Annotated in this window: 5 protein-coding genes; 4 read left to right on the top strand and 1 reads right to left on the bottom strand. The window is 70.5% G+C overall.

All coding sequences use genetic code 11. From position 1 onward, the window contains the following. Positions 1-42 precede the first annotated feature (42 nt). Positions 43-981, bottom strand: coding sequence for a methionyl-tRNA formyltransferase (locus AD72_RS08700; RefSeq protein WP_031465913.1), 939 nt, complete (start codon positions 979-981; stop codon positions 43-45). 103 nt (positions 982-1,084) lie between these two features. Here AD72_RS08700 and AD72_RS08695 point away from each other — a divergent pair, with 103 nt between their 5' ends. Genes AD72_RS08695 through AD72_RS08680 form a run of 4 tightly spaced genes read left to right on the top strand, consistent with a single transcriptional unit; the run spans position 1,085 to position 19,510 of the window. Then, a complete protein-coding gene (locus tag AD72_RS08695; protein ID WP_156365093.1) occupies positions 1,085-2,437 on the top strand; it encodes a lysine N(6)-hydroxylase/L-ornithine N(5)-oxygenase family protein in 1,353 nt (450 codons plus the stop codon). After that, positions 2,434-18,084 (top strand): non-ribosomal peptide synthetase, encoded by a 15,651-nt coding sequence (locus tag AD72_RS08690; protein ID WP_037345186.1) that lies wholly within the window; start codon positions 2,434-2,436, stop codon positions 18,082-18,084. Before AD72_RS08695 ends, AD72_RS08690 begins: the two co-directional genes overlap by 4 nt. Further along, a complete protein-coding gene (panD, locus tag AD72_RS08685) occupies positions 18,084-18,503 on the top strand; it encodes an aspartate 1-decarboxylase (RefSeq protein WP_031465910.1) in 420 nt (139 codons plus the stop codon). The genes AD72_RS08690 and panD overlap by 1 nt, the downstream gene beginning before the upstream one ends. Beyond that, positions 18,500-19,510: an ABC transporter substrate-binding protein gene (locus AD72_RS08680; protein ID WP_031465909.1), complete on the top strand. Its 1,011-nt coding sequence runs from the start codon at positions 18,500-18,502 to the stop codon at positions 19,508-19,510. Before panD ends, AD72_RS08680 begins: the two co-directional genes overlap by 4 nt.

Here is a 19,510-nt window from a genome sequence, read left to right as displayed (position 1 = left end):
TGCTGGTCGACTGGGCGGTGAAAAGCCAATGCGACTGGCGGCTCAGTCGCCGAGGTAGTCGCCCATTCGCTTGAAGTAGTCCACCGCGGCGTGCTCGGTGCCGTCCTCGGTGCGCACCCGCAGCAGCTTCAGCCCCGGTGAGTGCCCGGAGCGCGCCTGCGGGCCCGCCACGATCACGATGCCCTCGCCCTCGCGGACGAAAACCCGGCCGGGGGTGCCGCCGTAGTGCGCGGTGGAGACCTCGGCCTCGGTGATGCGCAGCGTGGCCCCGTTGTGCGTGGTGAACGCGTTCGGGTAGGGGTCGGCCTGGGCGCGCACCAGCCGGTCGAGGTCCTCGGCGGGCCAGGTCCAGTCGATGCGCGAGTCCCGCACCGCGCGCTTGTGGAAGAAGCTGGCCTTGCTGCGGTCCTGCGGGGTGAGCACGGCGGTTCCTGCCTCGATCTGGGCGAGCGCGTCCACCACGATCGGCCCGATCAGGTCGACGGTCTTGAGCACCAGATCCGAGGCGGTGTCCCGGGGGCCGACCGCGACCGAGCGCTGCAGCACGACATCGCCCGCGTCCAGTTCCTCGTTCATCATGTGCGCGGTCACCCCGACCTCGGGTTCGCCGTTGATCAGCGCCCAGACCAGCGGGGCGAAGCCCGCGTAGGCGGGAAGCAGCGAGTCGTGCACGTTCAGCGTGCCGCGCGGGGGCAGGTCGAAGATCTCCCGCGGGATCCAGGTCCGCCAGTTGTTCGCCACGATGATGTCCGGGGCCGCGTCCCGCAGCGCCTGCACGGTCTCCTCCGTCGGCCGCTGCGCGATGTGCACCGGGACCTGGTGTTCCTCGGCGAGTTCGGCGACCGAGTCGGACCAGATCTTCTCGTACGCGTGTTCGCTGCGCGGATGGGTCACCACGAGCACCACCTCGTGCTCCGAGCCCAGCAGAGCGGACAACGTCCGGTGCCCCCAGGTCTGGTAACCGAACATAGCGACGCGCATTCTGTCTCCTTCGTTAGCTCACACCCATCTGGCGAACACAGGCTAACCTAAGTTAGGGTTCCCTAAAAATGCCACCGGAACGACACACGACGCGAGGACGGGCATGACACAGGGAATCACTCGGGATGATCTCCGCGACGGCACGACCAATGGGGTGAGGGCCGGGGCGGGTGAACCGGTGACATACGACGTCCTCGGGATCGGGTTCGGGCCCTCGAATCTGGCCCTCGCGATCGCGCTCTCCGAACACAACGAGGACAGCGACTCTCCGGTGACAGCGCGTTTTCTGGAGCGCCAGCCGCGATTCGGCTGGCATCGCGGGATGCTCCTGGAAGACGCGACGATGCAGGTCTCCTTCCTCAAGGATCTGGTGACCATGCGTCGCCCGACGAGTGAATTCAGTTTCCTCAATTACTTGCACGACAATGGACGCCTCGTCGATTTCATCAATCACAAAACCCTGTTTCCGTTGCGCGTCGAATTTCACGACTATCTGGAATGGTGCGCCGCCAAATTGCCCGGAATGGTGAGTTATGACACGTCCGTCACCGGGCTTTCGGTGATCCGGGACGGCGAGGATGTCCGGTGTGTCGAAGTGCACACCGATGCGGGCAGTTACCGGGCGCGCCACGTGGTGTTCGGGACCGGTCTGGTGCCGAACCTGCCGAACGGGATCACCGAGTCCGCGCGGGTCTGGCACAACCGCGATCTGCGCGGGCGGGTCGAATCGCTCGCGGGCACCGAGCCGAAGCGGTTCGTGGTGATCGGCGCCGGGCAGAGCGGGGCCGAGGTCACCGCGTATCTGCACGACCAGTTCCCCGGGGCCGAGGTGTGCGCGGTGTTCGCCCGCTACGGCTACAGCCCCTCGGACGACAGCCCGTTCGCGAACCGGATCTTCGACCCGGACGCGGTGGACGCCTTCTACGAGGCTCCGGAGGCGGTGAAGAACCGGCTGCTGGACTACCACGGGAACACCAACTACTCGGCGGTCGACCTGGAGCTGATCGAGGACCTCTACCGGCGGATGTACCAGGAGCGGGTGCTCGGCAAGCAACGGCTGCGGGTGTGCAATCTCGCCGAGGCGCAAGGGGTGCGCGAGACCGAGGACGGGGTGCGGGTCACGATCCGTTCCCTGGTCAGCGGGGAACACACCGAACTGGAGGCGGACGCGGTAGTGTACGCGACCGGGTACCGGCCCGCGGATCCGAGCCCGCTGCTCGGGGAACTCGAGCCCTACTGCGCCCGTGATGAGCAGGACCGGCTCCGGGTGGAGCGGGACTACCGGCTGCGCACCGCGCCCCGGATGCGCGCCGGGCTGTACCTGCAGGGTGGAACCGAGCACACGCACGGGATCACCTCCTCGCTGCTGTCCAACACCGCCGTGCGGGTGGGGGAGATCCGCGACTCGCTGCTCGCGGCCCTTTCCCGGGAACCGGCGAAGGCGGGCGGCCGATGACCGAGGCGACCGAGGCGGGGAGTGCGCAGCGGACCCTGCCGGGAACGGATGTGCGCGCCGGGATTCTCGCGCTGCTCTCGCACTACGCGGCCGCGGGCGAGGTGCTGCTCGACGGTGCGCGCGAGTTCGAGGTGCCGGGTTCGGTGAGCTTCGCCGAACTGACCGAGCGGCTGCGCGGGATCGAGTTCTCCCTTGCCACCCAACGTGATCTGGACTTCGTGTTCCGAGTGGACGGTGACCGGGTCGGCCTGGAGTACCGCGCGGCCCCGCTGCCCGGAACCGATCTCGCGGCCCCGCTGGACCATCTGGAGCGGCTGCTCGCCGGGGCCCGGGCGCAACCGCGCACCCGGGTGGACGAACTCCCGCTGCTCTCCGCTGCCGAGCGCATCCGGGTGCTGGAGACCTGGAACGACACCGAGTGCCGGATCCCGCCGGTCACGCTGCCGGACCTGTTCGAGCGCCGGGTCGCCGAGCGCGGCACGGCCACCGCGCTGATCTTCGAAGACGAAGAACTGTCCTATGTGGAACTCGACGCGCGGGCGAACGCGCTCGCGCACCTGTTGCGCGCGCGAGGGGTCGGCGAGGAGGACGCGGTCGCGATCGCGCTGCCCCGTTCGGCCGAGCTGATCATCGCCGAGCTCGCGGTGCTCAAGGCCGGGGCGGCGTATCTGCCGGTCGACGTGGCCTATCCCGCGGACCGGGTGGCATATCTGCTCGCCGATGCCACCCCCGCCTGCGTGCTCACCGGAAGCGGGGCCCTCGCGGGCACCGCGGATGTCCCGGTACTCGAACTGGAATCGCCGCAGGTGCGCGCCGAACTGGAGGCCGCGCCGACCACCGCGCCGAGCCGGGCGATCACCCCGGACAACGCCGCCTACCTGATCTACACCTCCGGGACGACGGGGCGTCCCAAGGGCGTGGTCGTCACCCACTCCGGGGTGGCGAAACTCCTTGCCACCCAACAGGAACGGTTCGGGGTCGGCACGCACTCCCGGGTGCTGCAGTTCGCCTCCCCGAGTTTCGACGTGGCCTTCTGGGACCTGTGCCTGGGCCTCGGTTCCGGCGGCACGCTCATCGTGGTTCCCGAGCACCGCAGGGTCGCCGGTCCGGAACTGACCGAGTACGCGGCCCGGCACGCGGCCAATTTCCTGATCCTCCCGCCCGCGCTGCTCGCCGCGCTGCCGCCGGACTGCACGCTGCCCGAGGGCGCGACCCTGCTCGCCGGTACCGAGCGGGTCGCCCCGGAACTGGTCGCCCGGTACGCGGGCAGCCAGCGGATGTTCAACGCTTATGGGCCCACCGAGGCGACCGTGAACTCCACCCTCGGGGAATGCGCGCCCGGCGCCGAGCTCGTGCCGATCGGTCATCCGGACCCGGGCACCCGTGCCTATGTGCTCGATGCGCGGCTGCGCCCGGTGCCCGCCGGAGTTCCCGGGGAGCTCTATCTCTCGGGCAGCGGGCTGGCGCGCGGTTACCTGCGGCGCAGCGCACTGTCCGCGGAACGGTTCCTCGCCGACCCGTTCGGCGCGCCGGGGGAGCGCATGTACCGCACCGGAGACGTGGTGCGGTGGCTGCCGGACGGGCGGCTGGATTTCCTCGGCAGGACGGACAAACAGATCAAGATCCGCGGTTTCCGGGTGGAACCGGGCGAGGTCGAGTCGGTGTTCGCCGAGCACCCGGAGATCGACCGGGTCGTGGTGCAGGCGCGCGAGGACCGGCGCGGTGGCACCTATCTGGCGGCCTATGTCGTTGCCGCGCAAGGCGGCCGGCCCCAGGAGGCCGCGCTGCGCGAGTACGCGAAGGGCAAACTGCCCGCCTTCATGGTGCCTTCCTCGGTAGTGCCGCTTCCCGAACTTCCGGTGCTGCGCAGCGGAAAGATCGACTACGCTGCGCTGCCCGAACCGCGGCGGCGCAGCGGAACCGGCCGCGGCCCGCGCGATGACCTGGAACGTGCGCTGTGCGCGGCCATGGCCGAGGTGCTCGGCCTGGACGAGGTCGGCATCGACGAGGACTTCTTCGCGCTCGGCGGGCATTCGCTGCTCGCCACCCGGCTGATCATGCGGGCGCGCGCGAACGCCGCGGTGGAGCTCGACATCCGCACCGTGTTCGAGGAACCGACCGTCGCCGGGCTCGCCGAGCAGGCGCGCGCCCGCGGCGGACAGGTGCGCCGGGCGTTGCGCCGCTCCCCGGTCCGCCCGGCACGGCCGCCGCTTTCCTATGCCCAGCAACGGTTGTGGTTCCTGCACAAGCTCGAGGGCCCCTCGCCGACCTACAATGTGCCGCTCGTGATGCGCCTTTCCGGGGCGGTGGACCACGCCGCGCTGCAGTCGGCGCTCGGTGACCTGTTCGCCAGGCACGAGGCGCTGCGCACCGTGTTCGCCGAGGAGGACGGGGCCGCGTTCCAGCGGGTGGTGGGCGAGGCCGGTATCGAACTCGAAGAGCGCTCGGTGGTCGCGGATGAGGTACAGCCCGCGATCGACGAGATCGTGCGGACCCGGTTCGACCTCGCCGCGGCGATCCCGTTCCGCGGCGTCCTGTTGCACCGCGGCGAAACCGAGCACGTGCTCGTGCTGGTGTTCCACCACATCGCCACCGACGGCTGGTCGCTCGGCCCGCTGTGGCACGACCTCGCGACCGCGTACACCGCGCGGCTGGCCGGCTCCCCGCCGGCGTGGGGACTGCTTCCGGTGCAGTACGTGGACTACACGCTCTGGCAGCGCGAACTGCTCGGCGCCGCGAGCGAGCCGGACACCATGGCCGCGGCCCAGTTGGACTACTGGCGTGCCGCGCTCTCCGGGCTTCCGGATCGCATCGAACTGCCGCTGGACCGCCCGCATCCCGCGCATGCCAGTTATGCGGGCGAGCTGTTCACCTTCGACTGGGACGCTCGCCTGCACACCGCGCTCACCGAACTCGCCCGCGCCCGCTCGGCGAGCGTGTTCATGGTCGTACACGCCGCCTTCGCCGCGCTGCTGACCCGGCTCGGTGCGGGCACCGACATCCCGATCGGTTCCCCGGTCGCCGGGCGTGGCGATGTGGCCCTGGACGGTCTGGTCGGCTTCTTCGTGAACACCCTCGTGCTGCGCGCCGACACATCCGGGGACCCGCGGTTCACCGAGCTACTGGACCGGGTGCGCGAACGGGACCTTGATGCCTTCGCGCATCAGGAAGTTCCGTTCGAGCGGCTGGTCGAGGAACTGAACCCGACCCGCAGTCTCGCGCACCACCCGCTGTTCCAGGTGATGCTCGCCTGGCAGAACACCCCGGATGCGGGCGTGTCGATTCCCGGGCTGGAGACCACGGAGCTCACCGCTTCCACCAGTACGGCGAAGTTCGACCTGTGGATCTCCATCTCGGAACCCGGGGACGGCGGGCTGCGCGGGCTCGTCGAATTCAACACCGACGTGTTCGACCGCTCCAGCGTGGAGCTGATCGTGCGGCGGCTGCACGATCTGCTGGCCGCCGTGTGCGCGGAACCGGAAACCCGCATCGGGGAACTGGAACTGCTGGACGCGGGCGCGCGCGCCGCACTGGCCACCGCCGAAACCGGTGCCACACAGCGAATCGAGCACGGAACCCTGCCGGAACTGCTTGCCGCGCAAGGGATATCCGATTCGGTGGCGCTGCGGCACGGTGCGCGCGAGTACCGCTACACCGAACTGCACGAGTACACCAACCGGCTCGCCCGGCTGCTCGTCGAGCGCGGTGCGGGGCCGGAGAAGGTCGTGGCACTCGCGCTGCCCCGGTCACCGGAACTGGTGTTCGCGATCCTCGCCGTGCTCAAGGCGGGCGCGGCGTATCTGCCGCTGGACCCGCGACATCCGGGTGAGCGCACCGAATCGGTGCTCGCCGAGGCCGATCCGGTGTGCGTACTCGACCAAGCGGAACTGGCCGCCATCGAACCGGAACTGGCCCGGTTCCCGGCTACCCCACCGGAGACCGGACTGCGCTCCGAGCATCCCGCCTACGTCATCTACACCTCGGGTTCCACGGGGCGGCCCAAGGGAGTCGTGGTCTCGCACGGGGCCATCGTGAACCGCCTGGAGTGGATGCAGCACGAGTACCGGCTCACTCCTGCCGACCGGGTGCTGCAGAAAACCCCGGCCACCTTCGACGTCTCGGTGTGGGAACTGCTGCTGCCACTCGCGAACGGGGCGGTGGAGGTGCTCGCCGAGGACGGTCGGCACGGCGATCCCGACTACCTCGCGCAGCTCATCGACGAGGCCGGGGTGACCGTCACCCACTTCGTTCCCTCCATGCTGCGGGAATTCCTCGCCGCGGACCCGGCCGGGCTGGACACCCTGCGCCTGGTGTTCTGCTCCGGTGAGGCGCTGCCGGTCGAACTCGCCGAGGCTTTCCTCGCGCGGCTGCCGGAAGCGGGTCTGCACAACCTGTACGGACCGACCGAGGCCGCCGTGGATGTCACCGCCTGGGCCTGTGTGCCCGGGCAGCCGAGTGTGCCGATCGGCCATCCGGTGTGGAACACCAGGACCTATGTGCTCGACGAGCGGCTGCGCCCGGTGCCCAGCGGGGTGGCCGGTGAGCTGTACCTGGCCGGTGCCCAGCTGGCGCGCGGTTATCTGCGCCGCGCCGGGCTCACCGCGGAACGGTTCCTCGCCGATCCGAACCTGCCGGGGCAGCGGATGTACCGGACCGGGGATGTGGTGCGCCGCCGCACCGACGGTGCCCTGGAATACCTCGGCCGCAGCGACGACCAGATCAAACTGCGCGGCCAGCGGATCGAACCGGGGGAGATCGCGAGCCGTCTCGCCGGGCATCCGGATGTGGCACAGGCGGTCGTGGTGCCGCGCGCGGAGCGGCTGATCGGCTACGTGGTTCCGGAGCGGGACACCGATCCCGAGGCACTGCGCGGATTCCTCGCCGAATCGCTGCCCGCCTACATGGTGCCCGCGGCGATCGTCGCCCTGGAGAGGTTCCCGGTCACCGCGAACGGGAAGCTGGACAAGGCCGCGCTGCCCGCCCCGGAGATCACCGTATCCGGCCGGGAACCGGTAACCGAGCAGGAATGGCTGCTGCACGGCCTGTTCACCGAACTGCTCGGGCTGGACTCGGTCGGCGTGGACGACGACTTCTTCGCCCTCGGCGGGCATTCGCTGCTCGCCACCCGGCTCGTGGCCAGGCTGCGCCGCGGTGGTGGGGCGAACATCGAACTGCGCACCGTGTTCGCGAACCCGAGCATCGCCGGGCTGGCCGCGCTGCTCGACGGCGAGCGTCCCGCGGCACAGCGACCGGCGGTGCGCGAGGTGGCGCGTCCCGGGCATCCGCCGCTGTCCTTCGCCCAGCTGCGATTGTGGTTCCTGCAACGGTACGAAGGCCCCTCGGCGACCTACTCGGTCCCGCTCGTGCTGCGGCTGAGCGGGGAACTCGACGTGGCCGCGCTGCGTGCGGCGCTCGCGGATGTGCTCGACCGCCACGAGGTGCTGCGCACCGTGTTCGAGACCGAGGACGGGACTCCGTGGCAGCGAGTGCTCGACCACGCCGAGGTTCCCCTGCACATCCAGGAGGCCGAGGACTGGCGACTGGCCGAGACGCTGCGCGAGCTGGTGCGCGAACCGTTCGAACTCGGCACCGAACTGCCGATGCGCTTCACGCTGCTGCGCCGCGGGCCCCGGGAACACGTGCTGGTGCTGCTGTTCCACCACATCGTCTCGGACGGGTGGTCGATGGCCCCGCTGTGGCGCGATCTCGCCGAGGCCTATTCGGCGCGCCGATCCGGTGCCGCCCCGGACTGGTCCCCGCTCCCGGTGCAGTACGTGGATTACGCGCTGTGGCAACGGGAACTGCTCGGGGACCTCGCGGATCCGGAGAGCGAGGGGCACCGCCAGCTGGAACACTGGCGCCGGGCACTGAGCGGGATCCCGGACCGGATCGCGCTGCCCACCGACCGTGCGCATCCCGCGCGCGCCTCGTTCCGCGGTGAGCTGTTCACCCACGACTGGGACGCGCGTCTGCACGACGGGCTCACCGCGCTGGCGAACGAGTCAGGGGCGAGCGTGTTCATGGTGGTGCACGCGGGTCTCGCCGCGTTGCTGACCCGGCTCGGCGCGGGCACCGACATCCCGATCGGTTCGCCGATCGCCGGGCGCACCGATGCCGCGCTCGACGAGCTCGTCGGGTTCTTCGTGAACACCCTGGTGCTGCGGGTGGACACCTCCGGAAACCCCACCTTCCGCGAGCTACTCGGCCAGGTGCGGGAACGGAACCTGGATGCGTACGCCAACCAGGACCTGCCCTTCGAACGGCTGGTCGAGGAGCTCAACCCGAAGCGCTCCCCGGCGTATCACCCGCTGTTCCAGGTGATGCTCGCCGGGCAGAACAACACCCGCGCGCAGGCGGAGTTCGCCGGACTGGAGACCGGGCACGAGCTCGTCACGACCGGGGCATCCAAGTTCGACCTGTCGATCTCGGTCTATGCCAGCGAAGGCGTCGAACTGGTCGTCGAATACAACACCGATGTGTTCGAGCGCTCCACCGTGGAACTGATCGTGGCCCGGCTGGGCAGCGTGCTGCGCGCCGCCGTCGCGGATCCGGACATCCGCATCGGGGGCATCGATCTGCTCACCGCGAGCGAACGAGCGGCGGTGCACCGCTGGACGGGGGCGGACGAACGGATCACCGAACGCACCCTTCCCGAGCTGTTCGCCGAACAGGTGCGCGCCCGCCCGGACGCGGTCGCTCTTGTCACGGAAGACGGCGAGCACAGCTACGCCGAGCTCTCCGCCGCGGTGAACCGGCTCGCGCGGGTGCTCATCGACCGCGGGGCCGGACCGGAGACCGTGGTCGCGATCGCGCTGCCGCGCACCGCGGAGCTCACCATCGCCCAGCTCGCCGTGCTCACCGCGGGTGCGGCCTATCTGCCGGTGGACACCGACTATCCGGCCGAACGGCTGCGGCTGCTGCTCACCGACGGGGCCCCGCTCGCCGTGCTCACCACCAGCGAGCTCGCCGCCGGACTCCCGGATGCCGCGCCGTTCCTGGTGCTCGACGGTCCGGAACTGATCGCGGCACGCGCCGCCGCCTCGCCGGAACCGGTGTCCGATGTGGACCGGAAGGCCCCGCTGCGGGTGGACAACCTCGCCTACCTGATCTACACATCCGGTTCCACCGGCAGACCGAAGGGCGTGCTGCTGACCCATTCCGGGGTCGCGAAACTGGTCGCCACCCAGACCGAGCGGTTCGGCCTCGGCCCGGAGACCCGGGTACTGCAGTTCGCCTCGCCGAGTTTCGACGTGGCCTTCTGGGATCTGGTGCTCGCCCTGTGCTCCGGTGGCCGGCTGGTCACCGTGCCCGCGTGGCGGCGGGTCGCCGGACCGGAACTGACCGAGTTCGCGCTCGAACACCGCACGGACATGATGATCCTGCCGCCCGCGCTGCTCGACGCGCTGCCGAAGGAGTGCACGCTGCCGGAGAACTCGGTGCTGCTGGCCGGAACCGAGCGCATCTCGCCGCGGCTGGTGCAGCGCTGGGCGCACGGACGGCGGATGTTCAACGCCTACGGCCCGACCGAGGCCACCGTCAACTCCACCCTCGGGCTCTGCGATCCGGCCGAGCTCGCCGAGGCCTCCGTGGTGCCGATCGGGGTGCCCGATCCCGGAGCGCGGGCCTATGTACTCGACGCCGAACTGCGTCCCGTCCCGCCCGGAATCGCGGGCGAACTGTATCTCGGTGGCCTCGGGCTGGCCCGCGGCTATCACCGGCGCGCGGACCTGACCGCGGAACGCTTCCTCGCCGACCCGTTCGGCGCGCCGGGCAACCGGATGTACCGCACCGGGGACGTGGTGCGCTGGACCGCGGACGGCAGGCTGGTCTTCCTCGGCCGCGCGGACGAACAGGTGAAGGTGCGCGGATTCCGGGTCGAACCGGGCGAGATCGAGACGGTGCTCACCGAACACCCGGACATCGCCTCCGCCGTGGTCACCGCCGAGGACGGCAGGCTCACCGGCTACGTCGTCCCCGCCGAGGGCAAGGGCGCCGAGGACACCGAACTCGTCGGCGAATGGCAGGAGCTGCACGAGCTGGTGTTCGCCGATGCCGAATCCGGTGGCATGGAAGAGAACTTCGCCGGATGGAACTCCAGCTACGACGGTGATCCCATTCCGCTCGAGCAGATGCGCGAATGGCACGCGGCGACCATCGAGCGGATCCGTTCGCTGCGACCGCGCCGGGTGCTCGAGATCGGCGTGGGTTCCGGGCTGATCCTGTCCATGATCGCCCCGGACTGCGAATCCTATTGGGGCGTCGACCTTTCCGAGCGTGCGGTGGCGAACCTGCGTGCCTCGCTCGCGCAGCGCCCCGAGCTGGACGCGAAGGTCGAACTGGCCGCGCGCGCCGCGCACGACCTTTCCGGGATGCCGCGCGGCTACTTCGACACGGTCGTGATCAACTCGGTCGCGCAGTACTTCCCGAGCGCGAGCTACCTGGAGCAGGTGCTCGGCAACGCACTGGAATTCCTGGCCCCCGAGGGGCGGATCTTCCTCGGCGACATCCGGAATCTGCGCACCCTGCCCACCTTCCGCACCGCGATCGCGCTGCACCGCGCCGAGACGGGGGACACCGCCGCGGATGTGCTCGCCGCCGCGGAGCGCGGACTCTCCGGGGAAAGCGAACTGGTGCTCGATCCGGAGTTCTTCGCGCGGTTCACCGAGAATTCCGGTTCGCTCGGCCGGTTCACCGTGCTCGCCAAACGCGGCGTGTTCCACAATGAACTGACCAGGCACCGCTACGACGTGGTGCTGCACAAGGGGGAACACGAGAACCCGCCCGAGGAGACGGAACTGACCGGGACCGCGGAGCTGGCCGAGGCGTATCCGCGGCGGGCCCGGCTGCGCGGTGTGCCGAACGGCAGGCTGGCCGCGGAACGGCGCGCCGAGACCGCGCTGGCCGAGGGAGACCTCGACCGCGCCCGCGAACTGCTCGGTACCGCAGCGCCGGAAACCGATCCCGAGGAGTACGTGCGGATCGGGGAACGGGCCGGATACCGGGTGTTCTTCGCGCCCGCTGAGGTGGACACCCTGGACGTGGTGTTCGACGCGGAACCACGCCCGGAGGCGGTGTACCGGCGGATCGAGGTGTCCGGTGCGGTGAGCAATACGCCCTCCGGGGGCAGCGATACCGGGGCGCTGCTGGCCGCGCTGCGCGAACACACCGCCGCGCGGCTGCCCGATTACCTGGTGCCATCGGCATTCCTGGTTCTCGACCGGTTCCCCTTGTTGCCCAGCGGGAAGATCGACCGCGCCGCCCTTCCCGAACCGCAGCGGGAAAGCGCGGGGCGGGAGCCACGGACCCCCGCCGAAGAGGCGCTGTGCGCGATCTTCGCCGAGGTACTCGGCATGGACCGGGTCGGCGCGGACGAGAACTTCTTCGAACTCGGCGGCCATTCGCTGCTCGCCACCCGGCTCGTCGGCCGGATCCGCGAGGCGCTGGGCGCCCCGATCGCGATCCGCGCGGTGTTCGAGGCACCGACGGTCGCCGAACTCGCCGAACTGCTCCCCGCGGAGCCCGCACCGGAATCCGGGGAGCGGCCCGTGCTGCACGCGGTTCCCGAGCGTCCGGAGCAGCTGCCGCTTTCCTATGCCCAGCAACGGTTGTGGTTCCTTTACCAACTCGAAGGGGCCTCGGCGACCTACAACATGCCGCTGGCCATGCGGCTGCGCGGTGAGCTGGACCTGACCGCGCTGCGCGGTGCGCTGGCCGATGTGCTCGACCGCCACGAGGCACTGCGCACCGTGTTCCCGGCACAGGACGGCGTTCCGTGGCAGCGGATCCTGACCGAGGCCGAGCCGGTGCTCGATGTGCGCCCCGCAGGGGAGCTCGAAGAGCAGGTGGACGAGCTCGTGCGGGTGCCCTTCGCCATCGAGGAAGAGCTCCCGGTCCGCGCCCATGTGCTGCGGGTGGCCGAACGGGAACACGTTCTCGTGCTCGTGCTGCACCACATCGCGGGCGACGGCTGGTCCATGGGTCCACTGTGGACGGATCTGGCGGATGCCTACCGGGCGCGCCGGGCCGGACTGGATCCACAATGGACACCGTTGTCCGTGCAGTACGCGGATTACACGCTCTGGCAACGGGAACAGCTCGCCGATGCGGTGTTCCCCGCGCAGCTCGGCTACTGGCGGGAGCGGCTCGCCGGCTTGCCCGAGCGCATCGAGTTGCCCACCGATCGCCCGCATCCGCCGGTGAGCGCCTACCGTGGTTCCTCGTTCACCGTGTACTACCCGCAGGTGCTGCGCGAGTCCGCGGAACTGCTCGCGCAACAGCACGGGGCGAGCCTGTTCATGGTGGTGCACGCCGCGCTCGCCGCGCTGCTGCACCGGCTCGGCGCGGGCACCGACATCCCGATCGGCACCGCGATCGCCGGGCGCACCGAACCCGCGCTCGAAGGGCTCGTCGGCTTCTTCGTGAACACCCTCGTGCTGCGCACCGACCTGTCCGGAGATCCGAGCTTCATCGAACTCCTCGCGCGGGTCCGGGAGGACGGCCTCGAGGCGTACGCAAATCAGGATGTCCCGTTCGAGCGGCTGGTCGAGGAACTGAACCCGGCACGCTCGCTGGCCTACCATCCGCTGTTCCAGACCATGCTCGCCTGGCAGGACACCTCCGCGGTCGCCGCGGGCCTGCCCGGGCTCGAATCGAGCGAGGTCGAGGTGCACACCGGGACGGCGCGCGCCGATCTGGTGCTGTTCGTCGGGGCACAGGACGGCATCCGGGTGGACGCGGAGTTCAACACCGAGGTGTTCGAGGAATCGACCGTGCGCGATCTCCTCGCGCGGCTGCGCACCCTGCTGGACGCGGTCACCAGGGATCCGCGGGCACGCATCACCGAACACGAACTGCTCGGCGCGCCGGAACGGGCCCGGCTCACCGCCCCGGCCCCGGTCACCCCGGTCCCGGGCAGCGTCGCCGAACTGTTCGCCGAGCAGGTGCGCGCCCGGCCGGAGGCGACCGCGCTGCGCGCGAGCGGGCAGGACTGGAGCTACGCCGAACTCGACGCGGCGGCCGCGGCCTTCGCCGGGGTGCTGCGCCACCACGGAGCGGGACCGGAAACCGTTGTCGCACTTGCCCTTCCGCGATCCGCGCAACTGGTGATCGCGCTGCTCGGCGTGCTGCGCCTCGGTGCCGCCTATCTGCCGCTGGACCTCAATCAGCCGCGGCGGCGCAGCGAGGAGATGCTGGCGAGCACGGGCGCGCGGACCCTGGTGACCCAGGATCCGGAACTGTTCGCGGACACCGGAATCACCCGCGTGCACCCGGACGAACGCGGACCGGAGGCCGCGAACCCGGTGCATCCGGATCAGCTCGGCTATGTGCTGTTCACCTCCGGCTCGACCGGGGTACCGAAACCGGTCGCCGGAACCCAGCGGGCGCTCGCGAACCGGCTCGCCGCCCTGGCCCGCCCGATCGGGCCCCGGCTGGCGAAAAGCGCGCTCACCTTCATCGACGGCTCGACCGAACTGCTCGGTGCGCTCGCCTCCGGTGATCCGCTGGTGCTCGCCGAAGACGCGCAGGCCGCCGATCCGCTCGCGCTCGCCGAGCTCGCCGAGCGGGAGGAGATCCGCGCGCTCACCGTGGTGCCGAGCCTGCTCGCCACGCTGCTGGACACCGCACCGGAAGGCGCGCTCGCCACCGTCACCGACTGGGTGACCAGCGGGGAACCGCTGAGTCCGGCGCTGGCCGCCCGGTTCGCCCGGACGCTGCCGCACGCGCGGCTGGTGAACCTGTACGGCTGCTCCGAGCTCGCCGGGGACAGCCTCGCGCATCCGGTGCTGGACGCGGACGCGCGCATCGGCAGCCCGATCGCGAACACCGGCGCCTATGTGCTCGACGCGGCGCTGCGCCCGGTGCCCGACGGGGTGCGGGGGGAGCTCTACCTGTCCGGGCCCGGTCTCGCGCGCGGCTATTCCGGTATGCCCGCGCGGACCGCGGAACGGTTCGTGGCGAACCCGTTCGGGAACGGGGAGCGCTTGTACCGCACCGGGGATGTGGTCCGCAGGGGACGGGACGGGGTGCTCGAACACCTCGGCCGCGCCGACGATCAGCTCAAGGTGCGCGGGGTGCGGATCGAACCGGGCGAGGTCACCGCGGCCATCGAACGGTATCCGGAGGTGCGCTCCTGCGCGGTGCGCGCCGACGGGGACCGGCTGATCGGTTACGTGACCCCGGAAACCGTGGACACCCAGGGGCTCGGCCGGTTCCTCGCCGAGCACCTGCAGGCTGCGCTCGTCCCGGACGCGATCCTCGCGCTCGCCACGCTTCCCTTGGGAGCGAACGGGAAACTCGATGTGGCCGCGCTCCCGGTGCCCGCGCCGGCGAGCCTGGACCGGCCGGATTCCCCCGTGGTCACGGCACTGCGCGAACTGTTCGCGGATGTGCTCGGCACCGACCGGATCGGCGCGGAGGACAACTTCTTCACCCTCGGCGGGCACTCGCTGCTCGCCACCCGGCTGGTGAGCCGGATCCGGGCGATGTTCGGCGCGGACATCGGGCTGCGCGCGGTGTTCGACGCGCCGAGCCCGGAGCGGCTCGCCGAACACATCGGGCGCAGCCGGGTCGCGACCGGGGCGCTGACCAGAAGGCAGCGCCCGGAACGGATCCCGCTCTCCTTCGCCCAGCAGCGACTGTGGTTCCTCGACCGGCTCTCCGGGCCCAGCTCCACCTACACCATCGCGTGGAGCTGGCGGCTGGCCGGGCGACCGGACGAGACCGCGCTCGGACGGGCACTGGACGATCTGCTCACCCGGCACGAGGCGCTGCGCACGCTGATCCTCGACGAGGGCGGCACGCCGTACCAGCACGTGCTCGATCAGGAGGATCCGCGCGCCACGGTAGGGCTCGAGGCGCGGGACTGCGCACCGGCGGAACTGCCCGCGCTGCTCGCCGAGGCCGCGGGGTACTGCTTCGCGATCGAGGCGGAGATTCCGTTGCGTGCCTGGGTTTTCCGGCTCGGCGGGGAGAGCGTGCTGCTGCTGGCCGCGCACCACATCGCCGCGGACGGCTGGTCGCTTCCCCCGTTGCGCCGCGATCTCGAATCCGCCTACCGGGCCCGGCTCGAGGACACGAGTCCGGAATGGACACCGTTGCCCGTGCAGTACGTGGATTACACGCTCTGGCAGCGGGAACAGCTCGACGAACAGACCATGCGGCGGCAGGCGGACTACTGGCGCGCGGCCCTCGCCGGTGCCCCGGTCGAGCTCGAACTGCCTGCCGACCGGCCGCGCCCGGTGCGCTCCAGCGGAGGCGGCGGACTGGTCCGGTTCTCCGTGCCCGCCGAGGTGCACGCGGGACTCCGCGCCCTCGCCGCCGAATCGAACACCAGCGTGTTCATGGTGCTGCACGCGGCGCTTGCCACGCTGCTGCACCGGACCGGGGCGGGCGCGGACATCCCGATCGGCACCCCGATCGCCGGGCGCACCGAGCACGCACTGGACGAACTGGCCGGGTTCTTCGTGAACACTCTCGTACTGCGCACGGATCTGTCCGGGGCGCCGAGTTTCGCCGAACTGCTCGCGCGCGTCCGGGAGACCGACCTCGCCGCCTACGCGAACGCCGACCTGCCCTTCGAACGGCTCGTGGAACTACTCAACCCGCCGCGGTCACTGGCCAGGCATCCGCTGTTCGGGGTCATGCTCGCGGTCTACCACGGTTCCCGGGAACGGGAGCGGCTGCTCGGCTTCGACGCGGATTGGGCCGATCCCGGTGCGCGGGCGGCGAAATTCGACCTGTCCTTCGATCTGGTCGAGTTCTCCGGCGGCGCGGGGATCGAGGGCGAGATCGAGTACAGCGCGGACCTGTTCGACGAACCAAGCGTCGAACGGCTCGCGACCCGGTTCCTCGCCGTGCTGCGCGGAGTGCTCGCCGATCCGCACCGCCCGGTACGCGAACTCGAGGTGCTGCTGCCCGAGGAGCGCGCCCGGGTGCTGGACTGGGGAACGGGCGCCGCCCCGGGCCCGGTCACGACGGCGGCCGAACTGTTCACCGAGGCGGTGCGCCGTGCTCCGGAGGCGAACGCGCTCTCCGATGACCACGAGACGCTGAGCTTCGCCGCACTCGAGGACCGGGTCGCCCGGTTGTCCCGGCGGCTCGCCGCGGCCGGGGCACAGTCGGGAACCGTTGTGGCGCTTGCCCTTTCCCGGTCCGCCCGGGTGTACGAGGCCATCCTCGGGGTGTTCGCCTCCGGTGCGGCCTATCTGCCGGTCGATCCGGGGCAACCGCTGGCCCGCACCGCGCAGGTGTTCGCGGAGGCCCGGCCGGTCCTGGTGCTCACCGACGGGAGCGCGGCCCTTCCCGGGGATGTGCCCCGCATCGAGCTCGACGGGCCGGACCGGCCGGACGCGCTCGTTCGGGCACCGCGTCCCGGGGATCCGGCCTATGTGCTCTACACCTCCGGATCGACCGGGACCCCGAAGGGCGTGGTGATCCCGCATTCGGCGCTGGCGAACCTGTTCCACAGCCACCGGGAGACCCTGCACCGGCCCGCGAGGGAACGCGCCGGGCGGAACCTGCGGGTCGGGCACGCCTGGCCGTTCGCCTTCGACGCCTCCTGGCAGCCCCAGTTGTGGCTGTTCGACGGCAATGAGGTGCACGTGCTCGCCGAGGACACCAGGCGGGACCCGGAACTGCTCGCCGCGGCGATCCGGGAACGTGGGCTCGACTTCATCGAGCTGACCCCGTCCCAGCTGGACCTGCTCGGGCTCGCCGACGGTGAGCTGACCGCGGTCGGTATCGGCGGGGAGGCGGTCTCCTCGGGGTTGTGGGAGCGGCTGCGCGGGCTGCGCGAGACCGCGGCCTACAACCTGTACGGGCCGACCGAGGCGACCGTGGACGCGCTCGTCGCCGAGGCCGGGCACAGCGAACGACCGGTGATCGGTCGCCCGGTCGCCGGGGCGCGGGCCTATGTGCTGGATGCGGCACTGCGCCCGGTGCCGCCCGGAGTGACCGGCGAGCTCTACCTCGCCGGTTCCGGGCTCGCGCACGGCTATCTCGGACGCGGCGAGCTCACCGCGGAGCGGTTCCTCGCCGACCCGTTCGGCGCGGCGGGGGAGCGGATGTACCGTACCGGTGACCTGGCCCGCTGGACCCCTGAAGGGCAGTTGAGCTACCTCGGCCGGGCGGACGACCAGGTCAAGATCCGCGGGTTCCGCATCGAACCGGGTGAGGTCGCGGCCGCGCTGCGCGGTGTGCCCGGGGTGCGGGATGCCGCGGTCACCGTGCACGGCGAGCGGCTGATCGGCTATGTGGTCGGGGAACCCGAGGATCCCCGCGCGGCGCTGCTCGGGGTGCTGCCCGGTTACCTGGTGCCTTCCCCGATCGTGCGGGTCGAGCAGATCCCGTTGACCCGCAACGGAAAGGTCGACCTCGGTGCCCTTCCGGTTCCCGCGGAGCAGGACGCGGGCCGGGATCCGGAGGGCCCGGTGGAGCGGCGGCTGTGCGAGCTGTTCGGCACCGTGCTGGAGACCGCCACGGTCGGTCCGGAGCAGGACTTCTTCACCCTCGGCGGGCATTCGATGTCCCTCGTCCGGCTGCGTGCCGCGATCGCGGAGGAATTCGGCGCGCACCTGTCCATCGCCGAACTGTTCACCCTCACCAGTCCGGCCGCGATCGCCGCTCGACTGTCCACCATGGAGGAATGATGCGCAGAACCCTGCTGTACGCCAAGATTCACCGGGCCACGGTGACCGAGGCTGATCTGCACTACGTCGGCTCGCTGACCATCGACGCCGATCTGCTCGCCGCGTCCGGGATCGTGGACGGCGAGCTCGTGCAGGTCGTCGACATCACCAACGGGGCGCGCCTGGAGACCTACGCGATCACCGGTCCGCCGGGCAGCGGGGTCATCGGGATCAACGGGGCGGCAGCGCATCTGGTGCACCCGGGTGATTTGGTGATCATCATGAGTTTCGCCCAGCTCGAGGAGCACGAGATCGCCGGACACCGGCCGAATATCGTGCACGTGGACGAAGCCAACCGGGTCGTGGCACTCGGCAACGACGCCGCCGAACCGGTCCCCGGATCGGCCGAACACAACGGCCGCAGGACAGGAAGGGAATGACAGTGCTGAACACGCGCATGGGAAGGCGAGGGTTCCTCGCGGTCGCCGGGGCAGGTGCCGCCACGGCACTCGCGGCCTGCGGTGGCGGGCAGTCCGGCTCCGGGGGCGGGAACTGGGAGTACACCGACGATCTCGGCAAGCACATCCGCCGCGACGGGCAGCCGAAACGGATCGTGGCGTACGTCAGCTGCGCGGCCGCGCTGTGGGACTTCGGGATCCACCCGGTCGGCGTGTTCGGCCCACAGCGCGATGACGACGGCGGAAAGTCCCTGCAGGCGGGCAATATCGACCTCGGCAAGGTGACCAGTGTCGGCAACGGCTACGACGATTTCAACATCGAGAAGGTGGCCTCGCTCAAGCCCGATCTGGTCATCACCGGCCTGGCCGGGGACAAACCCGCCGATCGCTGGATCCTCAAGGACCAGCTCGCGGACAAGGTCGAGAAACTGGCCCCGGTGCTGGCCATCCAGGAGTCCAAGAAGCCGCAGCCCAAGGTGATCGAGGCCTACGGCAACCTCGCCCAGCGGCTCGGCGCGGACCTCGCGGGCATCAAGAAGGCGCGCGAGGAGTTCGAGAAGACCGGCGAGGAGCTGCGCTCGGCACTGCGCGAGAAGCAGGGGCTGCGGGTCGAGGTCGTCTACGGGGACAACGAGGGCATGTACGTGGCCAACCCGAAGTTCTACTCCGACCTCATCTACTACACCCAGCTCGGCATGCAGCTGCTCGGCGGGGCTGGCGGTGCCGATCAGTTCTACGAACAGCTTTCCTGGGAACGGGCGGACAAGTACCCGGCGGACCTGATCCTCGCGGACTCGCGGAAGTTCTCCCTTTCCGCCGACCAGATGAAGCAGAAGTTCCCCACGTTCCGCCAGCTGCCCGCGGTCCGGGCGAACCAGATCGGCGCCTGGAACGGCGAACCGCGATTCAGCTACCAGCTGGCCACCCCCGAACTGCAGCGCGTCGTGGACGCGGTCAAGAAGGCGAAGCCCGGAATCGCGGGAAAATAG

It is taken from the genome of Sciscionella sediminilitoris, assembly GCF_000737195.2.
GTDB lineage: Bacteria > Actinomycetota > Actinomycetes > Mycobacteriales > Pseudonocardiaceae > Sciscionella > Sciscionella sediminilitoris.
Note: the sequence above shows the minus strand (reverse complement) of the source record. Positions and strands in the feature narration are given on the sequence as shown.

Coding starts and splice junctions, on each gene's coding strand:
- AD72_RS08700 (WP_031465913.1), bottom strand. CDS start 981: ATGCGCGTCGCTATGTTCGGTTACCAGACCTGGGGGCACCGGACGTTG.
- AD72_RS08695 (WP_156365093.1), top strand. CDS start 1,085: ATGACACAGGGAATCACTCGGGATGATCTCCGCGACGGCACGACCAAT.
- AD72_RS08690 (WP_037345186.1), top strand. CDS start 2,434: ATGACCGAGGCGACCGAGGCGGGGAGTGCGCAGCGGACCCTGCCGGGA.
- panD (WP_031465910.1), top strand. CDS start 18,084: ATGCGCAGAACCCTGCTGTACGCCAAGATTCACCGGGCCACGGTGACC.
- AD72_RS08680 (WP_031465909.1), top strand. CDS start 18,500: ATGACAGTGCTGAACACGCGCATGGGAAGGCGAGGGTTCCTCGCGGTC.